Source organism: Mesorhizobium dulcispinae (genome assembly GCF_033977345.1).
Classification (GTDB): domain Bacteria; phylum Pseudomonadota; class Alphaproteobacteria; order Rhizobiales; family Rhizobiaceae; genus Mesorhizobium; species Mesorhizobium dulcispinae.
Map to the genome: position 1 here is coordinate 386,521 of NZ_JAVIIY010000003.1, position 17,625 is coordinate 404,145.

15 protein-coding genes are annotated in these 17,625 nt (G+C 65.3%); 10 read left to right on the forward strand and 5 right to left on the reverse strand.

What is annotated here, in order from left to right:
• The first annotated feature begins 9 nt into the window (after window positions 1–9).
• The 8 genes from RFN30_RS09790 (at window position 10) to RFN30_RS09825 (ending at window position 8,336) form a co-directional block, all read left to right on the forward strand.
• On the forward strand, window positions 10–912 hold the full coding sequence (locus tag RFN30_RS09790; RefSeq protein ID WP_320261873.1) for an ABC transporter permease: 903 nt from the start codon (window positions 10–12) through the stop codon (window positions 910–912).
• Window positions 909–1,718, forward strand: a complete 810-nt coding sequence (locus tag RFN30_RS09795; protein WP_278206465.1) for an ATP-binding cassette domain-containing protein — start codon at window positions 909–911, stop codon at window positions 1,716–1,718. The genes RFN30_RS09790 and RFN30_RS09795 overlap by 4 nt, the downstream gene beginning before the upstream one ends.
• A 12-nt stretch (window positions 1,719–1,730) precedes the next feature.
• Complete coding sequence (locus RFN30_RS09800; protein ID WP_292122487.1) at window positions 1,731–2,939, forward strand: agmatinase family protein; 1,209 nt, start codon at window positions 1,731–1,733, stop codon at window positions 2,937–2,939.
• A 2-nt stretch (window positions 2,940–2,941) separates the two neighbouring features.
• Window positions 2,942–3,478 (forward strand): hypothetical protein, encoded by a 537-nt coding sequence (locus RFN30_RS09805; RefSeq protein ID WP_320261874.1) that lies wholly within the window; start codon window positions 2,942–2,944, stop codon window positions 3,476–3,478.
• Window positions 3,479–3,525: 47 nt separating this feature from the next.
• Entirely contained in the window at window positions 3,526–4,119 is a 594-nt protein-coding gene (locus RFN30_RS09810; RefSeq protein ID WP_320261875.1) for a HupE/UreJ family protein, read from the forward strand.
• Between the two features lie 384 nt (window positions 4,120–4,503).
• Entirely contained in the window at window positions 4,504–5,511 is a 1,008-nt protein-coding gene (locus RFN30_RS09815) for an iron ABC transporter substrate-binding protein (RefSeq protein ID WP_320261876.1), read from the forward strand.
• A 171-nt stretch (window positions 5,512–5,682) separates the two neighbouring features.
• Window positions 5,683–7,257 (forward strand): ABC transporter permease, encoded by a 1,575-nt coding sequence (locus tag RFN30_RS09820; protein WP_320261877.1) that lies wholly within the window; start codon window positions 5,683–5,685, stop codon window positions 7,255–7,257.
• Window positions 7,254–8,336, forward strand: a complete 1,083-nt coding sequence (locus RFN30_RS09825) for an ABC transporter ATP-binding protein (protein WP_320261878.1) — start codon at window positions 7,254–7,256, stop codon at window positions 8,334–8,336. Before RFN30_RS09820 ends, RFN30_RS09825 begins: the two co-directional genes overlap by 4 nt.
• 220 nt (window positions 8,337–8,556) lie before the next feature.
• Here RFN30_RS09825 and RFN30_RS09830 read toward each other — a convergent pair whose 3' ends face one another.
• The 5 genes from RFN30_RS09830 to RFN30_RS09850 form a co-directional block, all read right to left on the reverse strand.
• Window positions 8,557–9,354, reverse strand: a complete 798-nt coding sequence (locus RFN30_RS09830; RefSeq protein ID WP_320261879.1) for a phosphodiesterase — start codon at window positions 9,352–9,354, stop codon at window positions 8,557–8,559.
• A gap of 46 nt (window positions 9,355–9,400) precedes the next feature.
• Entirely contained in the window at window positions 9,401–10,501 is a 1,101-nt protein-coding gene (ugpC, locus tag RFN30_RS09835) for a sn-glycerol-3-phosphate ABC transporter ATP-binding protein UgpC (RefSeq protein ID WP_320261880.1), read from the reverse strand.
• A gap of 12 nt (window positions 10,502–10,513) precedes the next feature.
• On the reverse strand, window positions 10,514–11,428 hold the full coding sequence (locus RFN30_RS09840; RefSeq protein WP_320261881.1) for an ABC transporter permease subunit: 915 nt from the start codon (window positions 11,426–11,428) through the stop codon (window positions 10,514–10,516).
• Window positions 11,429–11,435: 7 nt separating this feature from the next.
• On the reverse strand, window positions 11,436–12,320 hold the full coding sequence (locus RFN30_RS09845; RefSeq protein WP_320261882.1) for an ABC transporter permease subunit: 885 nt from the start codon (window positions 12,318–12,320) through the stop codon (window positions 11,436–11,438).
• Window positions 12,321–12,400: 80 nt separating this feature from the next.
• Window positions 12,401–13,753: an extracellular solute-binding protein gene (locus RFN30_RS09850; RefSeq protein WP_320261883.1), complete on the reverse strand. Its 1,353-nt coding sequence runs from the start codon at window positions 13,751–13,753 to the stop codon at window positions 12,401–12,403.
• A 252-nt stretch (window positions 13,754–14,005) separates the two neighbouring features.
• Here RFN30_RS09850 and RFN30_RS09855 point away from each other — a divergent pair, with 252 nt between their 5' ends.
• Both RFN30_RS09855 and RFN30_RS09860 read left to right on the forward strand, forming a co-directional pair.
• A complete protein-coding gene (locus RFN30_RS09855) occupies window positions 14,006–15,046 on the forward strand; it encodes an endonuclease/exonuclease/phosphatase family protein (protein ID WP_320261884.1) in 1,041 nt (346 codons plus the stop codon).
• A gap of 130 nt (window positions 15,047–15,176) precedes the next feature.
• On the forward strand, window positions 15,177–17,615 hold the full coding sequence (locus tag RFN30_RS09860) for a bifunctional diguanylate cyclase/phosphodiesterase (RefSeq protein WP_320261885.1): 2,439 nt from the start codon (window positions 15,177–15,179) through the stop codon (window positions 17,613–17,615).
• Window positions 17,616–17,625 lie beyond the last annotated feature (10 nt).

Genomic DNA, 17,625 nt, shown 5'->3' on the forward strand with positions numbered 1-17,625 from the left:
CCGATCGTCATGCTGGCCAGAGGAACCGGTGCCGTGCAAGCCGGGGCGGGCGCGAACACAGCCAGCCCGCCCCCGAGCGTGCCGAAGACACGGCTTCGCCTGATCAACGCCACGGTCTCGCGTGGCGGAGCGGTGTTGCTTGGCACGCTGCCCTTCGCGGCCGTTGCCGTGGCCTATCTGTCCGCTTCGGCGCAACGGCTGGCTGTCAACGCCAATGACAAGCTGCTGCCCTCCCCGGCCCAGATGTGGTCGGCGTTCTTCGATTTGGCGACCGTGCCGGACAAGCGCTCCGGCGACCTGATCCTGTGGGCCGACACTTATGCCAGCCTGATCAGGCTGTTCGCGGGCGTCGGCTTGGCGACGCTGGCGGCGCTCTTGCTTGGCATCGCCATCGGCTTCATCCCGCGCGTCAGGGCGTTTCTCCTGCCCTTCGTCACCGTTGTCTGCGTCATCCCGCCCTTGGCGCTGTTGCCGATCCTGTTCATCGCGCTCGGCCTCGGCGAAACGGCCAAGATCACCTTGATCGCCATTGGTGTGGCGCCGGTCATGGTGCGCGACATCGCCAACCGGGTCATGGAACTGCCACCCGAGCTCATCGCCAAGGCGCAGACGCTCGGCGGCAATAGCTGGACCATGGTTCTGAGGCTGGTGCTGCCGCAAACCATGCCGCGCCTCATCACCTGCGTGCGGCTGGCGCTCGGACCGGCCTGGCTGTTTCTGATCGCGGCGGAGGCCATCGCCTCGACCGAGGGGCTGGGCTACCGCATCTTCCTCGTTCGGCGCTACCTGTCGATGGACGTCATCCTGCCCTACGTCGTCTGGATAACGCTGCTCGCCGTCGCCACCGACTGGCTGCTCGCGCGTGTCTCGCACATGGTTTCCCCCTGGGCTCATGCGGGATCGGGCAAATGAGCCGCATCGTCGTCCACGGCCTGGAAAAGAGCTACGGCGACGCCCGCGTGCTGGAGCGCGTGAGCGTCACCGCCGAGCCCGGCGAATTCCTGTCGCTGGTCGGCGCCAGCGGCTGCGGAAAATCGACCTTCCTGCGCATCCTGCTCGGCCAGGAGCAGCAGAGCGGCGGCGTGGTCGTCATCGGAGACCGGCCGATCGTGCCGGAACCAACGCCGCAGCGCGGCATCGTCTTCCAGCGCTACTCGGTGTTTCCGCATCTGACCGCGCTGCAGAACCTGCTGCTGGTCGAGGACTTCCGCTCCGGTGGACCTTTCGGCCGCGTCTTTGGCGCCAGGCGCAGAAGCGCGCGGCAGGAGGCCGAAACCATGCTGGAGCGCGTCGGCCTCGCTCATGCACGCGACCTCTATCCGGCATCGCTCTCCGGCGGCATGCAGCAGCGGCTGGCGATCGCACAGACCCTGCTCGGCCGGCCGCAGATCCTGCTTCTCGATGAGCCGTTCGGGGCGCTCGATCCGGGCATCCGCGTCGAGATGCACGAATTGCTCACCGAGCTGTGGAACGAGCACGGCATGACCGTGGTCATGGTCACCCACGACATCGGCGAGGCCTTCAAGCTCGGGACCCGCGTGCTTGTCTTCGACAAGGTGCGCCACGATCCCCAGTTTCCGTCCGCCTACGGCGCGACGATCACCTACGATCTGAAGCTCGACCGCAAGAGCCGGGCTTCCGCACGAGACGTGGCCGAAGTGGCCGCGATGGTCGGGACGACCCGACTGGACAGCGCAATCGCGACGACGGCGTCGTAACGGAGGTTTTTCATGCACAGAGACATTCCAGCGCGCCGGCACCGCCGGGCCGGGCTGTTTGATCGCCAGCCGCGCCAGCGCTTGCATCATCCCAACTTCGAGATCCGCGACATGCAGGGCTGGAAATCGATCGAGGCGGAAGGAAAGCTGCCCGAGGATGGCTGGCGCAAGGAACAGAAATGGGCGCTGGACATGGGTCTGCCGGGATCGGATTCGATCACTGACAAGTCAATCCCGACCTTCGCGCGCGGCGAGCTGCCGCATTTCGCCGGCATCAACACCTTCCTCAAGGCGCCCTATGTCGAGAATGTCCGCGATGTCGGCCGATATGACGCTGCCGTCATGGGCATTCCCTTCGACAGCGGCACCACCTACCGTCCGGGAACCCGTTTCGGGCCGCAGGGCATCCGTCGCATCTCGGCACTCTACACGCCTTACAACTACGAGCTGGGCGTCGACCTGCGCGAGCAGATGACGCTGTGCGACGCTGGTGACGTCTTCACCATTCCGGCCAATCTCGAAAAGAGCTTCGACCAGATCACCAAGGGCGTCAGCCATGTCGCTTCCTCGGGCGCGCTGCCGATCATGCTGGGCGGCGATCATTCGATCGGGTTTCCTTGCGTGCGCGGCATCGCCGACGTCACCTCGAAACGCATCGGCATCATCCATTTCGACCGCCATATCGATATCCAGGAAAAGGATCTCGACGAGCGCATGCACACCACGCCCTGGTATTGGGCGACCAACCTGCCGAACGTCTCGGCCACCAATCTGGTGCAGCTTGGCATCGGCGGCTGGCAGGTGCCCCGCTATGGCGTGGCCGAGGCCAGGAAGCGCGGCACCAACGTGCTGACGATTTCGGACATCGAGCAGATGGGGCTGGAGAAGACGGCGGAGATCGCGCTCGAACTGGCGTGGAAGGACGCAGACGCCGTCTACATTTCCTTCGACGTCGACAGCGTCGACTGTGGTTTCGTGCCAGGCACGGGCTGGCCCGAGCCCGGCGGCTTCCTGCCGCGCGAGGCGCTGAAGCTGCTCGGGCTGGTCTCGGCGCCCGGCATTTGCGGGCTGGAAGTGGTCGAGGTTTCGCCGCCATACGACACCTCGGACATCACCGCGCTGTTCGGTGTGCGGGTCGTCGTCGAGGCGCTCGGCTCGATGGTCGCCCATGGCACGCTGGGCAAGCACAAATCCATCATCGACAAGCCGACGAGCTTTTGACCATGCACGATGATCATCATCGCCACACCCACGATCATGGCGACGGCCACCACCATCACGGTCCGACCGGCCACCATCACCATCCGCACGCCGTCGGCCACAACGGGCCGGCCGGCAAACCGTTGCAGTGGCAGACGCCGCATTTGCCGCGCGAGCATGCGCCCGAGCCGGCCGACCCGCGCGCGACCGATCTCGATCTCGTTGAGGCAGCCTTTCTCGACGGGTTCGCGCGGGCACCAGATCCATCCAGTTTCCTGCGGCTCGCCGGCATTCCGTTCCTCGGCGAAACCACCGACGGCAGGCGGCTGCACCTGCTGCGGGTCGAGACGCAGGATATCGTCGATGTCGGCGCCGTGATGCCGGTGGTCGGTGGCGCCGGCGTGACCTACAACCCGCTGCCCGCGAAGCTGACGTCACACCGGCGCCGCCTGGCATTCGTCTACCATGACGGCAATGGCCAGCGGCCTCTCGATTTCAGCGAGGCACGGCTTCTGATCGACAGGTCCGCGGCGGCCGAAATCGCTATGCCCGGACAGTGAACGCCGGTTTTGACCCGGATCCTCCCCTCTCAGACAGGTTCAGACCCATGAACAGAATGCTTTCGATTCTAACCAGGCTTGCTCCGGCGGCCACGGCGGCTCTCATACCGTCACTGGCCTTCGCTCACAGCGGGGGCTTTCATGTCCACGGCCTTCTGAGCGGCCTTCAACACCCGCTGGCCGGAATCGACCATCTGCTTGCGATGCTGTCGGTCGGCGTCATTGCGGCGCGAACCGGCGGCAGGGCCGCCATCCTCGTGCCGGCGTGTTTCGTCGCGGCTATGGTCGCGGGGGCCATGCTTGGGATCGCCGGTATCGGCTTGCCGTCGCTGGAGTCCGGGATCGCGCTGTCGCTGGTGATTTTCGGCGCCATGGTTGCGCTCGCCAGGCCGTTTCCGCTTGCCCTCGCTGCAACGCTGACGGCGCTCTTTGGCCTCTTCCACGGCAACGCCCATGGTCTTGAGATTCCGGAGACGGTCGGTGGCATGGCCTATGCGATCGGCTTCCTGGCCAGCACCTCGGCTTTGCACGCGGCCGGCGTGCTGGCCGCCCTGACGTTGCGGAGCCGGCCGGCAGCCATCCGCGCGGCAGGGATCGGCACCTCGCTGGTCGGAGTGGCGCTGGTCGCGCAGCTCATCTGAATCGGCGGCTCAAGGATCGCACGAACGGGAGGCCGAGCCATGCCTAGGCCATTGACGATCTGGCGGCGCATTCGAGAGATGCTGTACCATATCCTGAAGGTACGAGCCGAACGGCTCTGACCGCATTCGCCCGGCGACCCCGCCGCACGGGACCCGGCAATTCCGGGCCCCGTGCGACCGGAGAAAACAACGAATGGCCATCGGGGACCGCCAGGCGCTCCGCAGGATCCCGTGACACCCCAATCACATGGAATTGTCCCGCGTGGCGCCGGCTTTCACGCCCCCGCGACGGAATGAGCCACCTCACAATGTTGACTATCGCTATCAGGTATTGATAGGTGCAATCGCCTCCCGGGGCGGATCACCAAGATCAAGGACCATGCCATGAAATATGCTCTTTCCACCCTTGCCGGCGCTGTTGCGTTTGTAGCCAGCCTGGTCGCCGCGCCGGCCCTGGCCGCGGATGCAGGCATCATCGTCTACAACGCCCAGCATGAGAGCCTCGCCAAGGAATGGGCGAAGGGCTTCACCAAGGAAACCGGCATCAAGGTCACGCTGCGCAATGGCGGCGACAGCGACTTTTCCAACCAGATCGTCGCCGAGGGCGCCGCATCGCCGGCCGACGTGTTCCTGACCGAGAATTCGCCGGCGATGGCGCTGGTCGAGACGGCCGGGCTGTTCGCGCCGGTCGATGCCGACACGCTGGCGCAGGTGCCGCAGGAATACCAGCCCTCGACCGGCAAATGGGTGGGCGTCGCAGCGCGCAGCACCGTCTTTGTCTACAACAAGGACAAGCTGAAGGAAGACCAGTTGCCCAAGTCGCTGCTCGACCTCGCCGATCCGAGCTGGAAGGGGCGTTGGGCCGCCTCGCAGGCGGGCGCCGATTTTCAAGCCATCGTGAGCGCCATGCTTCAGCTGAAGGGCGAGGCGGCGACGGCCGCCTGGCTGAAGGCGATGAAGGAGAACTTCACCCCCTACAAGGGTAACAACACGGTGATGAAGGCGGTCAATGCCGGCGAGATCGATGGCGGCGTGATCTTCCACTATTACTATCTCGGCGACCAGGCGAAGACCGGCGAGAACAGCAAGAACATCGGGCAATACTATTTCAAGAACCAGGATCCGGGCGCGTTCATATCGATCTCCGGCGGCGGCGTGCTGGCTTCTAGCAAGCATCAGAAGGAAGCCCAGGCCTTCCTGAAATGGGTCACCGGCAAGGGCGGCCAGGACGTCTTAAAGAACGGCACCTCCTATGAATATGCGGTCGGCAAGGGCGCCGAGTCGAATCCGAACCTGGTGCCGCTGGCCGATCTGCAGGCGCCGAAAGTCGACCCGGCGACGCTGAACTCCAAGAAGGTCATCGACCTGATGACGCAAGCCGGCTTGCTTTAGTTCGCGTTCGTCCTAAAAGGACACCGACCGTGCTCCTGCGGGAATTCGCTTTCCGCGGGGCGCTTTTGTTTTGGAGATGGCCTCGTCGATGACGATCATCTGCGTTTCCGGCCGCATCAGCGGCTCATCAGATCGCCTTCGTCCGTCGAGCCTGGCGATGCATTCCCTCTGATGGCATCCGCGATCGACCTCACGCCCCCAGGCCTGCCGGCTGCCGCAAGGCAGAGCCGGCGGTCCACGTCGTGGATCACGGTTGCCGCTGCCCTTGTCTCGCTGATCGCGCTGCTGCCGCTTGCCTTCATTGTCTGGATCGCGATCCAGACCGGCTGGGAAACCGTGGCGGCGCTGATCTTCCGTCCTCGTGTAGGCGAACTCCTCGTCAACACTGTCCTGCTCGTCGTCGTGACCGTCCCGATCGCCATCGTGCTGTCGGTGGCGCTCGCCTGGCTGACCGAGCGCAGCGACCTGCCCGGCAGCCGGCTGTGGTCGTGGCTGTCGGTGGCGCCGCTCGCTATTCCCGCTTTCGTCCACAGCTATGCCTGGATCAGTCTGGTGCCCGGCCTGCACGGGCTCTGGGCCGGCGTGCTGGTCTCCGTCATCGCCTATTTCCCGTTCCTCTATCTGCCGATCGCGGCCGCGCTGCGCCGGCTCGACCCGGCGCTGGAAGATGCCGCGGCTGCGCTTGGCCTCGGCCCTTGGCGTGTCTTCGCGCGCGTCGTGCTGCCGCAATTGAGGCTGGCCATCTGCGGCGGCTCGCTGCTGATCGGCCTGCACCTGCTTGCCGAATACGGCCTCTATGTCTTCATTCGCTTCGACACCTTCACCACCGCGATCGTCGACCAGTTCCAGTCGACCTTCAACGGCCCGGCGGCCAACATGCTTGCCGCCGTGCTCGTCACCTGCTGCTTCGTGCTGCTTGGCGTGGAAGTGATCGTGCGCGGCGAGGAGCGTTATGCGCGCGTCGGCTCCGGAGCCGCGCGCCAGCAGCAGCGCGCCCGGCTCGGCCGCGCCGTGCTGCCTTGCCTGCTGCTGCCTGCCCTCACCGCGCTGCTCACGCTCGGCGTGCCCTTCGTGACCGTCGGCCGCTGGCTGCTCGCCGGCGGCGCCGATATCTGGCGTTGGGACGAAATCGGCTTGGCGCTCGGCCAGACGCTGTCCCTTGCTATCGCCGGCGCGCTGCTTGCCACGATCGCCGCGATGCCGATGGCCTGGATCTCGATCCGTGCGCCGGGCCCCTTGCAGCGTCTGCTCGAGAGCTGCAACTACATCGTCGGGTCGTTGCCCGGTGTCGTCATCGCGCTGGCGTTGGTCACCATCACCGTGCGCATCGCCTTGCCGCTCTATCAGACGCTCTTCACCATCCTTTTCTGCTATGCGTTGATGTTCCTGCCGCGCGCGCTGGTCAGCCTGCGCGCCTCGATAGCGCAGGCGCCGGTGGAGCTCGAGCGCGCCGCCTCGAGCCTCGGCCGCCCGCCGCTTAAGGCGCTGTGGTCGACGACGATCCGGTTGTCGGCGCCGGGCGCCGCTGCCGGCATGGCGATGGTGGCGCTCGGCATCACCAATGAGCTGACCGCCACCCAGATGCTGGCGCCGAACGGCACCCGGACGCTGGCGATGGCGTTCTGGTCCTACAGCGGCGAGATCGACTACGCCTCCGCCGCCCCCTATGCACTGATCATGGTGGCGATGTCGCTGCCGATGACCTGGGTGCTCTACGTCCAGTCGAAGCGGATGGCCGGCCGATGAGCTTCCTCGAACTCAGCGGCGTGGCGAAATATTATGGCCCGGTGGCGGCGCTTGCCGGCGTCGACCTCACCGTCGAAAGCGGCAGCCGCACCGCGATCGTCGGCCCCTCCGGCTGCGGCAAGACCACCTTGCTGAGGCTGATCGCCGGCTTCGAGGCGCCAGACCGCGGCCGCATCGCGCTCGACGGCAAGGTGCTCGCCAATGGCGGCGCGGCCGTGCCGGCGCATCGCCGCGGCATCGGCGTGGTGGCGCAGGACGGCGCGCTTTTCCCGCATCTCACCATTGCCGACAATATCGGTTTCGGCATGCCCCGAAACGCCGAGAAGCGCGCCGAGCACATTGTCGAGCTCGCCTATATCGTCGGGTTGGACAAGGCGATCCTGAAGCGCCGTCCGCACGAGCTTTCCGGCGGCCAGCAGCAGCGTGTCGCGCTGGCCCGCGCCATGGCGATGAAACCCCGGCTGATGCTGCTCGACGAGCCGTTCTCGGCGCTCGACACCGGCCTGCGCGCCTCGATGCGCAAGGCTGTGGCCGAGCTTCTGGAGGATGCGGGCATCACCACCATCCTGGTCACTCACGACCAGGCCGAGGCGCTGTCCTTCGCCAGCCAGGTCGCCGTCATGCGCGATGGCCTGTTCTCGCAGGTCGGCACGCCGCGCGAGCTCTATTTCCAGCCCAGGGACAGGATGGTCGCCGAGTTCCTCGGCGACGCCATCATCGTGCCGGCCAGGATCGCCGACGGCTTTGCCTTCTCGCCGCTCGGCCGCATCGCCGTCGACACCGCCGAGCGGCGCGATGTCGCCCGCATCATGCTGAGGCCCGAGCAGGTGATGCTCAAGCGGACCTCGCGCGAAGGCATGTCGGGAACGCCGGACATGCTGTTCGGCGAGGTGACGGACTCCGAATTCGCCGGCTCGGTCTGCACCGTCGCGGTGCGGCTGCTCAACAGTCCCGACCCGCCGGATGCGGCCGCAATCGGGAACACGCCGCTGATCCTGCGCAAGACGGGCATGGACGCGCCGGCGGTCGGCGAGATCGTGCGCCTCACCGTCACCGGCAAGGCGCATGTCTTTGCCTGAGCTTCCAGGCCAAGGCGTGTTGAGATTCAGGTCAGGCCGAGTCGAGAATGGTGGGTTCCGAGAACCGGAGCGGAGCGTACGTAACGTACGTGAGCACCGGCCTACGTCGGCCTAGCCTCAATTTAGCTGGCACGCCACTAATGAGTGCTTCGGCCGGCGAAGGCCGGAAGCGCAGGAAGCCGCCATTTGCAGGCCGGCATTACCTGAATATCGACACGCCTTAGCGCACGCGCTCGCCTGTCGCCGGCGACCAGAGCGGCCAGCTCTCCAAAAAGTCGTGGTTGTGCACGACGACGCGCTGCCCATCGATCAGGATGATCGAATAGGCTGGCGGCGCCTGCTCGACCACCTCGTCGCCGGTCAGATGGAGCATGAAGCGGGCATTCAGGCCGCGTTGCGCCGAAAACGGAATGCCGGCGACCGTGCCGGCAATGTCGCGATGGACATGGCCGAAGAAGATGTAGCGAACATTGCCGTGGCGCGTGAGCACGTCGAGCAGCCGCTGCGGCTGTTCGAGGCCGAGCGGGTCGAGGATCGTCAGGCCGAGCTCGACCGGCGGATGATGCAGGAAGAGATAGACTGACCTGCCTTCGGTCTCGGCAAGCCGGGCGTCCAGCCAGGCGAGGCGATTGTCGCACAGTTCCCCGGTCACGCGGCCTTCAGCCAGGCTGTCGAGGAACACCAGCCGCCCCTCGGGCGTATCGAAGACCGATTGCACGAAGCCATTGCCGTCGGTGCCGTTTTCCGGGAAGGCGGCGATGAGGTTGGCGCGGCGATCGTGGTTTCCGGGCAGCAGCCGGTACGGAACGGAGAGCCGGCTGAGCGCCGTTTTCAGGTCGGCATAGCTTTCCGCCTCGCCAGACTCGGTCAGGTCGCCGGTGAAGACGCAGAGCGCCGCATCGCCTTGGTGGGCGTTGATGTGCTCGATGCAGCGGTCGAGCCGCTCATGCAGGTTCGCGCCGAAGCGGACCTCGCCCCGACGGCCGAGGTGGACGTCGGTAACCTGGATGATCTTCATTCCATGAATCCTCAATCAATCTCGCAGAAGTCGGCGTGCCGGCCGCCTACAACGCCGGCTCCGGCACCGAAGCCTTGAACACGTCGAGCCGGCCTCCGGTCTCCGACGAGAAGAAATGCAGGTCGCTCTCCGCGAACTGCAGCCCGATCGCGCTGCCTGGCTCGGGATGGACGGTCTCGGAGGTCACCACGGAAAACGGCGCGCCGTCGAGATCGACATAGACGACCCGGCCGGCGCCAAGCTCTTCGACCAGGTCGACCGTTGCGGCGAGCGCGCCGGGCGTACCGGGCGCCACCATGCGCACGGCCTCGGGCCGGATGCCGACCGCGACCTTCGAGCCGACCGGCAGCCCGGCGCGGGAAATGTTTAGCTTGCGGCCACCGCCGAGCAGCGACAGGCCTTCGAGCGTCACTTCGCCTTCGAGCATGTTCATCGCCGGCGCGCCGACGAAGGTCGCCACGAAGCGGCTCGCCGGCCGGCTGTAAACTTGCGCCGGGGTGCCGACCTGCTCAACGCGGCCGCCATTCATCACCACCAGCCGGTCGGCGAGCGTCATCGCCTCGACCTGGTCATGCGTGACGAAAACGGACGTGGCGTTGAGCCGCCGGTGCAGCTTGCGGATTTCCGAGCGCATCTGCACGCGCAGCTTGGCGTCGAGGTTGGAGAGCGGCTCATCGAAGAGGAAGACCTTCGGCTCGCGGATCATGGCGCGGCCCATGGCGACGCGCTGGCGCTGGCCGCCGGACAGCGCCATCGGCTTGCGGTCGAGCAGGTGCTCGAGCTCCAGGATACGGGCGACGGCCTGGATGCGCTGGGTGCGTTCGGCTGAAGGAACGCCGGCCACCTTCAGCGAATAGCCGATGTTCTGGGCAACGCTCATATGCGGATAGAGCGCGTAGTTCTGGAACACCATGGCGCAGCCGCGCTCGCGCGGCTCGAGCTTGTTGACCACCGTGCCGTCGATGGCGATCGTGCCGTCGGAGATTTCTTCCAGCCCCGCGATCATGCGAAGCAGCGTGGACTTGCCGCAGCCCGACGGCCCGAGGATGACGACGAATTCGCCGGATTGGATGTCGAGGTTGACGCCATGCACGACCTGCATCTTGGCGTAGCTCTTCCTGACGTCGCGGATGGTGATGGAGGCCATTTTATCGTCTCCCTATTTTTCGGTGGCGATCAGGCCGCGCACGAACCAGCGCTGCATCAGCACCACGACGATCAGCGGCGGCAGCATGACGATCAGCGTGCCGGCCATGGCGATATGCCATTCCGGCGCGCCGCCGACATTGGGGATGAGCTGCTTGAGCTCGGTGACCGCCGTCGCATGCGACTGGTCGGTGGTGATGAGCAGCGGCCACAGATATTGGTTCCAGGCCCACAGGAACATGATGGTGCCGAGCGCCGCCATGTTGTTGCGCGATAGCGGCAGGAGGATATCGATGAAGAAGCGCAGCGCGCCGGCGCCGTCCATGCGCGCGGCCTCCGTCAACTCGTCCGGCACCGTCAGGAAGAACTGGCGGTAGAGGAAGGTGCCGGTGGCGGTGGCGATCAGCGGCATGATCAGGCCGGTATAGGAATTGAGCAGCCCGAGGCTGAGCGAGACCTGGACGCCGGACACCTTCTCGATCAGCCAACTGACCCCGGTCACGTCCATGATCGCCTGATAGGGCGACAAGACGTTGGCGACCACCGCGTAGGTCGGCACGATGCGTACTTCGAGCGGCAGCATCAGCGTGACGAAGATCAGCCAGAAGATCAGCATCCGCCCGGGATAGCGGAAATAGACGATCGAGAACGCGGTGAGCGCCGAGATGATCACTTTGCCGGCGGCAACGCCCGCCGCCATGACGAAGCTGTTGAACAGCTTCGGGCCGAGGTCGGCCGTCGTCCACGCCGTCTTGATGTTGACCCAGAAATCGCTGCCGGGCAGCAGCGACATCGGCACGTCGTTGACGTCCTTCAGATCGTGCGAGGCGGCGATCGCCACGATGACGAACGGGGCCACGCAGAATACGAAGCCGACGAACAAGATCAGATGCGTGAAGAAGTTGAGGATCGGGGTACGCTCGACCATGGCCGCCTCAGCGATAATGCACGCGCCGCTCGATGAAGCGGAACTGGACGATGGTGAGCAGGATGATGAGCAGCATCAGGATGATGCTCTGTGCGGCGGCACCCGAATAATCCAGGCCTTTGAAGCCGTCGGAATAGATCTTGTAGACCATCAGGTTGGTGGCGTTGGCCGGGCCGCCGGCGGTCATGATGTCGACGATGCCGAAGGAATCCTGGAAGCTCTCGGTGATGTTGATGACAAGCAGGAAAAAGATCGTCGGTGTGATCAGCGGGAACTGGATGTCCCAGAAGCGGCGGACGACGCCTGAGCCGTCCATCGCCGCCGCCTCGATCAGCGAGCGCGGGATCGCCTGCAACGCGGCAAGGAAGAAGATGAAGTTGTAGCCGACATATTTCCACGAGAAGGCGATGATGACGGAGGCCATGGCGTCGGCGCCGTTGAGGCCGGGATCCCAGAAGCCCGGCCAGACCTTGTTGACGGCGGCCATGAAGCCGGCTTCCGGCGCCAGGATGAAACGGAACGCCATTGCCAGCGCCGGCGCCGCGATGCCGTAGGGCCAGATCAGCACGACGCGGTAGAGACGTGAGCCGGCAAGCTGTCGGTCGGTCAAGGTGGCGAGCACCAGTGCGATGACCATCGCGAGCCCGGTGCTGGTCCCGGCAAAGACGAGGCTGGCGGTGATCGAGTTCCAGTAGTCGGCGTTGGCGAGGATCGAACGGAAATTGTCGAGCCCGACCCAGATGTTGCCGCCGCCCCAGGGCTGCTGCAGCGTCAGCGACCAATAGACCGCCTGACCGGCCGGCCAGTAGAAGAAGGTGAAGATCAGGATCAGCTGCGGCACCGCGAACAGGATGCCGATCGTCCATCTGCCGAAAGTGACGCGTTTTTCCATCGATCCGCCGACGATGCCTGGTTCGGATATGAAACGGCCGCCCGTCGAGTTTCGGCGGGCGGCCTCAAAATGTCTACTGCTTACGGCAGCGTCTTGTTCGGATAGGTCTGCTGGAAGCGGTCGAGGATGGCGTCGCCGTTCTTGACCAGCGCATCGATGCCGGCCTGCACGCTTTCCTTGTTGGCGAAGATCGCCTGCATCTGCGTGCCGAACTCGGCGCGGATCTGGGTGAAGTTGCCGAGCCGAATGCCGCGGGTGATCTCGGTCGGCTCAGAGGCGGTCAGGCTGGCGATCGCGACTTCACGGCCCTTGTAGGGCGCCTTGTCGTAGAAGCCGCTGGACTTCATATATTCGAAGCCCGACTTCGTCACCGGGATGTAGCCGGTGTTGGTCGACCAGAACAAGGCGGTCTTGGGGTCGTGGATGAAGTTGAGGAAGGCGGCCGCGCCCTTGTATTCGGCGTCCGACTTGCCCGAGAGCACCCACAGCGAAGCGCCGCCGACCAGCGAGTTCTTGCGCTCGGTGCCGGCATAGACCGGCAGCTCGGCGACATCCCAGTTCATGCCTTCCTTCTGGGTCTTTCCGACAGTGCCGTGGTCGCCGACCGAGGTCATGATGACCTGGCAGGTGCCGGTGGCGAAGGCCTGCACCATGTCCTGGCCGAGATCCTTCGACTTGATCTTGATCAGGCCGTCGTCGTACCACTTCTTGAGGTCGGTGACGTACTGGACGAACTTGGTCTTGTTCATCTCCAGGCGGGCGTCGAGGCCGTCATAGCCGTTGTTCTTGGTGGCGATCGGCTGGTTGTGGATGGCCGAGAACTGCTCCATCAGCTGCCAGCTTTCATTGCCGGAGATGTTGATCGCCATCGGGCAATCATAGCCGGCGTCCTTCAGCGCCTTGAGGTCGGCGCCGACGTCTTCCCAGGTCTTCGGCGCCTCGGTCTTGCCGATCTTGGCGAAGGCATCCTTGTTCCAGTACATCAGCGCCGTCGACGAGTTGAACGGGAAGGACAGCATCTCGCCCTTCGAGGTGGCGTAGTAGCGGGCGATGCCGGGGAAATAGTCGCTGTAGTCGATCTTGTAGCCGTTCTCTTCCATCAGCTTGTCGGCCGGCTTGTAGGCGCCCGACAGCATCATCGTGGCGGTGCCGACGTCATAGACCTGGACGACGGTGGGCTGCTTGCCGGCGCGGAAGGCGGCAATCGTGTTCTGCAGCGTGGCGTCGTAATTGCCCTGGCTGGTGCAGACCACTTCATAGTCGGACTGCGAGGCGTTGAAGTTCTTGCACAGCGTATCTACGACGCGCGCTAGATCGCCCGACAGACCGAACCAGAAATCGAATTTCACCGGCTCTGCAAAGGCAGGAACCGCGAGCGCGGTGCTGAGCGCGCCGGCGGCAAGGGCAGTGAGGCCCCGCTTGATGATGGTCATGGTTTTTCCCTCTTGAGTGGCAGTTCACAAGGTTTTGCGCAAGTCCTTGCCCGCTCTCTTAGAGAAGGTATGTGACAGTTCTGTTGTGGGCTTTGCGGCCTGTGGACAGCCAGTCTCTCCTCCCCCTCGGCGGTCGCGCCGGCATGAAAACGTCATATCGGCGGTCTAGGAAGCTAGGGCGCCAAAAAGCGGCGTAAAGACCGCCTATGATTAACCGGCTAAATTGGATGCCGGCTAGATTGGACGAATGACATGCTTGTCGCGCAATTGACCCATGTGCCGATGGCCGCGCGCCAGGCGATGCGGGAAGGTCCGCGCGACAGCGCGACCCATATGCGTCACGCGGCCGCCATTCCGGCATTGGGCGAGATCGAGATCGGCGGCCGGACATCCCGCGAGGGCGCCGGCGAGAGCCTGACGGTGATGGCCTGGAATGTCGAGCGACTTCGCCATGTCGAAGCGATCGCCGCAACGATCGCCGGCCGGGCGCCGGACGTGGTGCTGCTGACCGAGGTCGACAAGGGCATGGCCCGCTCCGGCAACGGTCATCCGCTGAGCCGGCTTGCCGATCGGCTCGGCCACGCCTTTGCCTATGGCGTCGAGTTCGTCGAGCTGGGCACCGGCAACGAGACGGAACAGGCGGCCGCCGGCGAGGCCGAAAACGCAGAAGGCTTCCACGGCAACGCCGTGACCAGCGCCGTGCCGCTTCTGCGCCCCTTCCTTGTTCGCCTGGATGCCGCCGGCGGCTGGTTCCGGCCGGAGCGCGGCCAGCCGCGGATCGGCGGGCGCATGGCGATCGGCGGCCAGGTGCTGCTCGGCGAGCGCCGGGCGACGGTCGTCTCGGTGCATCTCGAAAACCGCACCGATCCTGCCGGTCGGGCGGACCAGACACGCCATCTCCTCGACGCCATCGACAAATACGATGCGGACGCGCCCGTGCTGATCGGCGGCGACTTCAACACGCTGACCGCCAGCCATGAAGAGCGTCACGACGACCGGGCGGCATGGCTCGAACGCGTCGCCGCAGAACCCGACCGGCTGATCGAGGTGGAGCGCCACGAGCCGCTGTTCCAGGTGCTTGCGGAGCGCGGCTACAGCTGGCGCGACGCCAACACGCTCGACCGGCCGACCCAGCGGCGCGCCGCCGGCGATCCGACGCCGGCCGGCCGTATCGACTGGTTCTTCACGCGCGGCCTCGCGGCAAGCGCGCCGGCCAGTTTGCCGGCACTGTTGCCCGACGGGAGCCCGAGCGCCGATCACGATGCGATCGTTGTGACGGTGCGCGTGGAATGACGGCGGTTCGGTCTCCGGACAACACAACCTGAGAAGCACGCCTTGGTTGCAGGCGAACTAATCGATTCTTCAGCCGTCCGGCCTTAATCAATCTTAACTTGATTGATGCGGGAAGATCAGGTGAAGCAAGATGTTGACCGTCTATAATTGCATCGTGCACGAGCACGATCTGAGATTGGTCGCGCTTGCGGCGCTCATCTGCGGAATTTCGTCTTTCTCGGCGGTCAATCTTCTTCGCCATGTCGAGCAATCGACCAGCCGAAATCGCTATGCGTGGCTGTTGATCGCGGCCACGGCGACCGGGTTCGGCATCTGGGCGACGCATTTCATCGCCATGACCGCTTTCACGCCGGGAATACCCAACGCCTATAACGCGGAACTTTCCGCGCTGTCACTGGCGGTTTCCGTCCTCCTGACCGCGGCCGGAATGTGGATCGCCACCCTGCGCGGCGGCATCGACAATACCCTGGTAGGCGGCGCCGTGCTCGGGATCGGCATCGCTGCGATGCATTATACCGGCATGGCTGCATTCGAGGTGCAAGGCAGGATCGTCTGGAACGAGCTGCTCGTCGCGCTTTCGCTGGTGGCGGGCGTCACGCTTGCCTCGCTTTCGCTGCTCGTCCTGTTGCGTCGCCCGTCGACCCTGGCGACGATCGCCGCCGCCGTCCTTCTGACGCTGGCGATCTGCACCCTGCATTTCATCGCCATGGCGGCCGTCTCGATCTACCCGGACTCCTCGATTGAGATCTCGCAATTCACGATCGCGCCGATATCGCAGGCCTTCGCCGCCGCCACGGCAAGTATCATCATCCTGGTGCTCTCGGCGGCCGCGCTCCGCATCGATCTGCGCTTCCGCCGCCACCGGGTCGAGGCCGAGCGCATGCATGGGCTGGCCAACGCCGCCGTCGAAGGGCTGATCGTCTGCGACGGCAACCGCATCGTCAGCGCCAACGACAGCATCGCGGCGCTGAGCGGCATCGCCGCCGGCACGCTGAACACGATGACGCTTGGCGATCTCTTCGGCGAGCGCATCGCCGTAAGCATCGCCGGCGGCCACGGTCAGGCGCAGGAAGCCGAGCTGCGCGGCCAGGACGGCACACGGATCCCCGTCGAGCTGATCGCCCGCAGCATCGACTATTGCGGCAAGCCTCACGACGTCGTCGCCGTCCGTGACATACGCGAGCGCAAGAAGGCCGAACAGGAGATCATCCGCCTCGCGCATTTCGACCCGCTGACCGGGCTTGCCAATCGCCGCAGCTTCACCAGCCGGCTCGAGGCTGAGATCGCCGCGGCCGGCAGCAACGGCAAGGGCGGACAGCTCGCGCTCATGCTTCTCGACCTCGACCGGTTCAAGGAAGTGAACGACCTTTTCGGTCACGCCGCCGGCGACGCCGTGCTGCAAAAAGTGTCGCAATGCGCTTCGAGCGTGCTTCGCCAGGGGCAGATGCTCGCCCGCCTCGGCGGCGACGAGTTCGCCATCATCGCCCCCAACCTTCCCGACCCGCAGGCGGCCGGCCGGATCGCCGAGGCGGTGCTTTCCAAGCTGCGCCAGGAGAGCCAGCTGTCGCCCGGCGGCGAGCTGGTGTCGGCCAGCATCGGCATCGCCCTTTTCCCGCTCGACGCCGACGAGCAGGCGGCGCTGGTCAGCCACGCCGACACCGCGCTCTACCGCGCCAAGGCCGAGGGTAAGGACACCTACCGCTATTTCGAGGCTTCGATGGGTGCGGAGACGCGCGACAGGCGCGCGATGGAGCACGATCTGCGCCAGGCGGTGGCGCGCGGCGAGTTCCGGCTGGTCTACCAGCCGCAGAAGGAGATCAGCACCGGCAAGATGATCGGCTTCGAAGCCTTGATCCGCTGGCATCATCCCGAGCGCGGCAATATCCCGCCATCCGTTTTCATCCCCGTGGCCGAAGACAGCGGCGGCATCGCTCAGATCGGCGAATGGGTGCTGGCGACGGCTTGCGAGGAAGCCGCGCGCTGGAAAAATCCGTTGACGATCGCCGTCAACGTCTCGGCGGTGCAGCTCCACAACCCAAATTTCAGCCGCAAGGTGCACGAGATCCTTCTCCACACCGGTCTTGCGCCTGGTCGGCTCGAGCTTGAGGTGACCGAGACGGCGCTTATCAAGGACATGCCGCGGGCGCTGTCGACCTTGCGGCAGGTCAAGGCGCTCGGCGTCCGCGTCGCTATGGACGATTTTGGAACCGGCTATTCATCCCTTTCCAACCTGCGCGCCTTCCCCTTCGACAAGATCAAGATCGACGGCTCCTTCATCAAATCGGTCGACCGGAACGGCCAGATCGCGGCCATCGTGCGCGCCGTGCTGGGGCTGGGGCGAGGCCTCGGCCTGCCGGTTCTGGCCGAAGGCGTCGAGACGCTGGACGAACTGCGCTTCCTCGACGCCGAGGACTGCGAGATCGGCCAGGGATACTATCTCGGCAGGCCCGGCCCGATCGAAACCTTCAGCGAGCTGACCGGCGTGCCGGCGCCGGCGGCCAACGATCGCGTCATGTCGCGCGGTAGCAGCATCCTGATGCTGGAACCGGCCGCCGCGCGCTCAATCTGATCGTTATTCG

Coding starts and splice junctions, on each gene's coding strand:
- RFN30_RS09790 (WP_320261873.1), top strand. CDS start 10: ATGCTGGCCAGAGGAACCGGTGCCGTGCAAGCCGGGGCGGGCGCGAAC.
- RFN30_RS09795 (WP_278206465.1), top strand. CDS start 909: ATGAGCCGCATCGTCGTCCACGGCCTGGAAAAGAGCTACGGCGACGCC.
- RFN30_RS09800 (WP_292122487.1), top strand. CDS start 1,731: ATGCACAGAGACATTCCAGCGCGCCGGCACCGCCGGGCCGGGCTGTTT.
- RFN30_RS09805 (WP_320261874.1), top strand. CDS start 2,942: ATGCACGATGATCATCATCGCCACACCCACGATCATGGCGACGGCCAC.
- RFN30_RS09810 (WP_320261875.1), top strand. CDS start 3,526: ATGAACAGAATGCTTTCGATTCTAACCAGGCTTGCTCCGGCGGCCACG.
- RFN30_RS09815 (WP_320261876.1), top strand. CDS start 4,504: ATGAAATATGCTCTTTCCACCCTTGCCGGCGCTGTTGCGTTTGTAGCC.
- RFN30_RS09820 (WP_320261877.1), top strand. CDS start 5,683: ATGGCATCCGCGATCGACCTCACGCCCCCAGGCCTGCCGGCTGCCGCA.
- RFN30_RS09825 (WP_320261878.1), top strand. CDS start 7,254: ATGAGCTTCCTCGAACTCAGCGGCGTGGCGAAATATTATGGCCCGGTG.
- RFN30_RS09830 (WP_320261879.1), bottom strand. CDS start 9,354: ATGAAGATCATCCAGGTTACCGACGTCCACCTCGGCCGTCGGGGCGAG.
- ugpC (WP_320261880.1), bottom strand. CDS start 10,501: ATGGCCTCCATCACCATCCGCGACGTCAGGAAGAGCTACGCCAAGATG.
- RFN30_RS09840 (WP_320261881.1), bottom strand. CDS start 11,428: ATGGTCGAGCGTACCCCGATCCTCAACTTCTTCACGCATCTGATCTTG.
- RFN30_RS09845 (WP_320261882.1), bottom strand. CDS start 12,320: ATGGAAAAACGCGTCACTTTCGGCAGATGGACGATCGGCATCCTGTTC.
- RFN30_RS09850 (WP_320261883.1), bottom strand. CDS start 13,753: ATGACCATCATCAAGCGGGGCCTCACTGCCCTTGCCGCCGGCGCGCTC.
- RFN30_RS09855 (WP_320261884.1), top strand. CDS start 14,006: ATGCTTGTCGCGCAATTGACCCATGTGCCGATGGCCGCGCGCCAGGCG.
- RFN30_RS09860 (WP_320261885.1), top strand. CDS start 15,177: ATGTTGACCGTCTATAATTGCATCGTGCACGAGCACGATCTGAGATTG.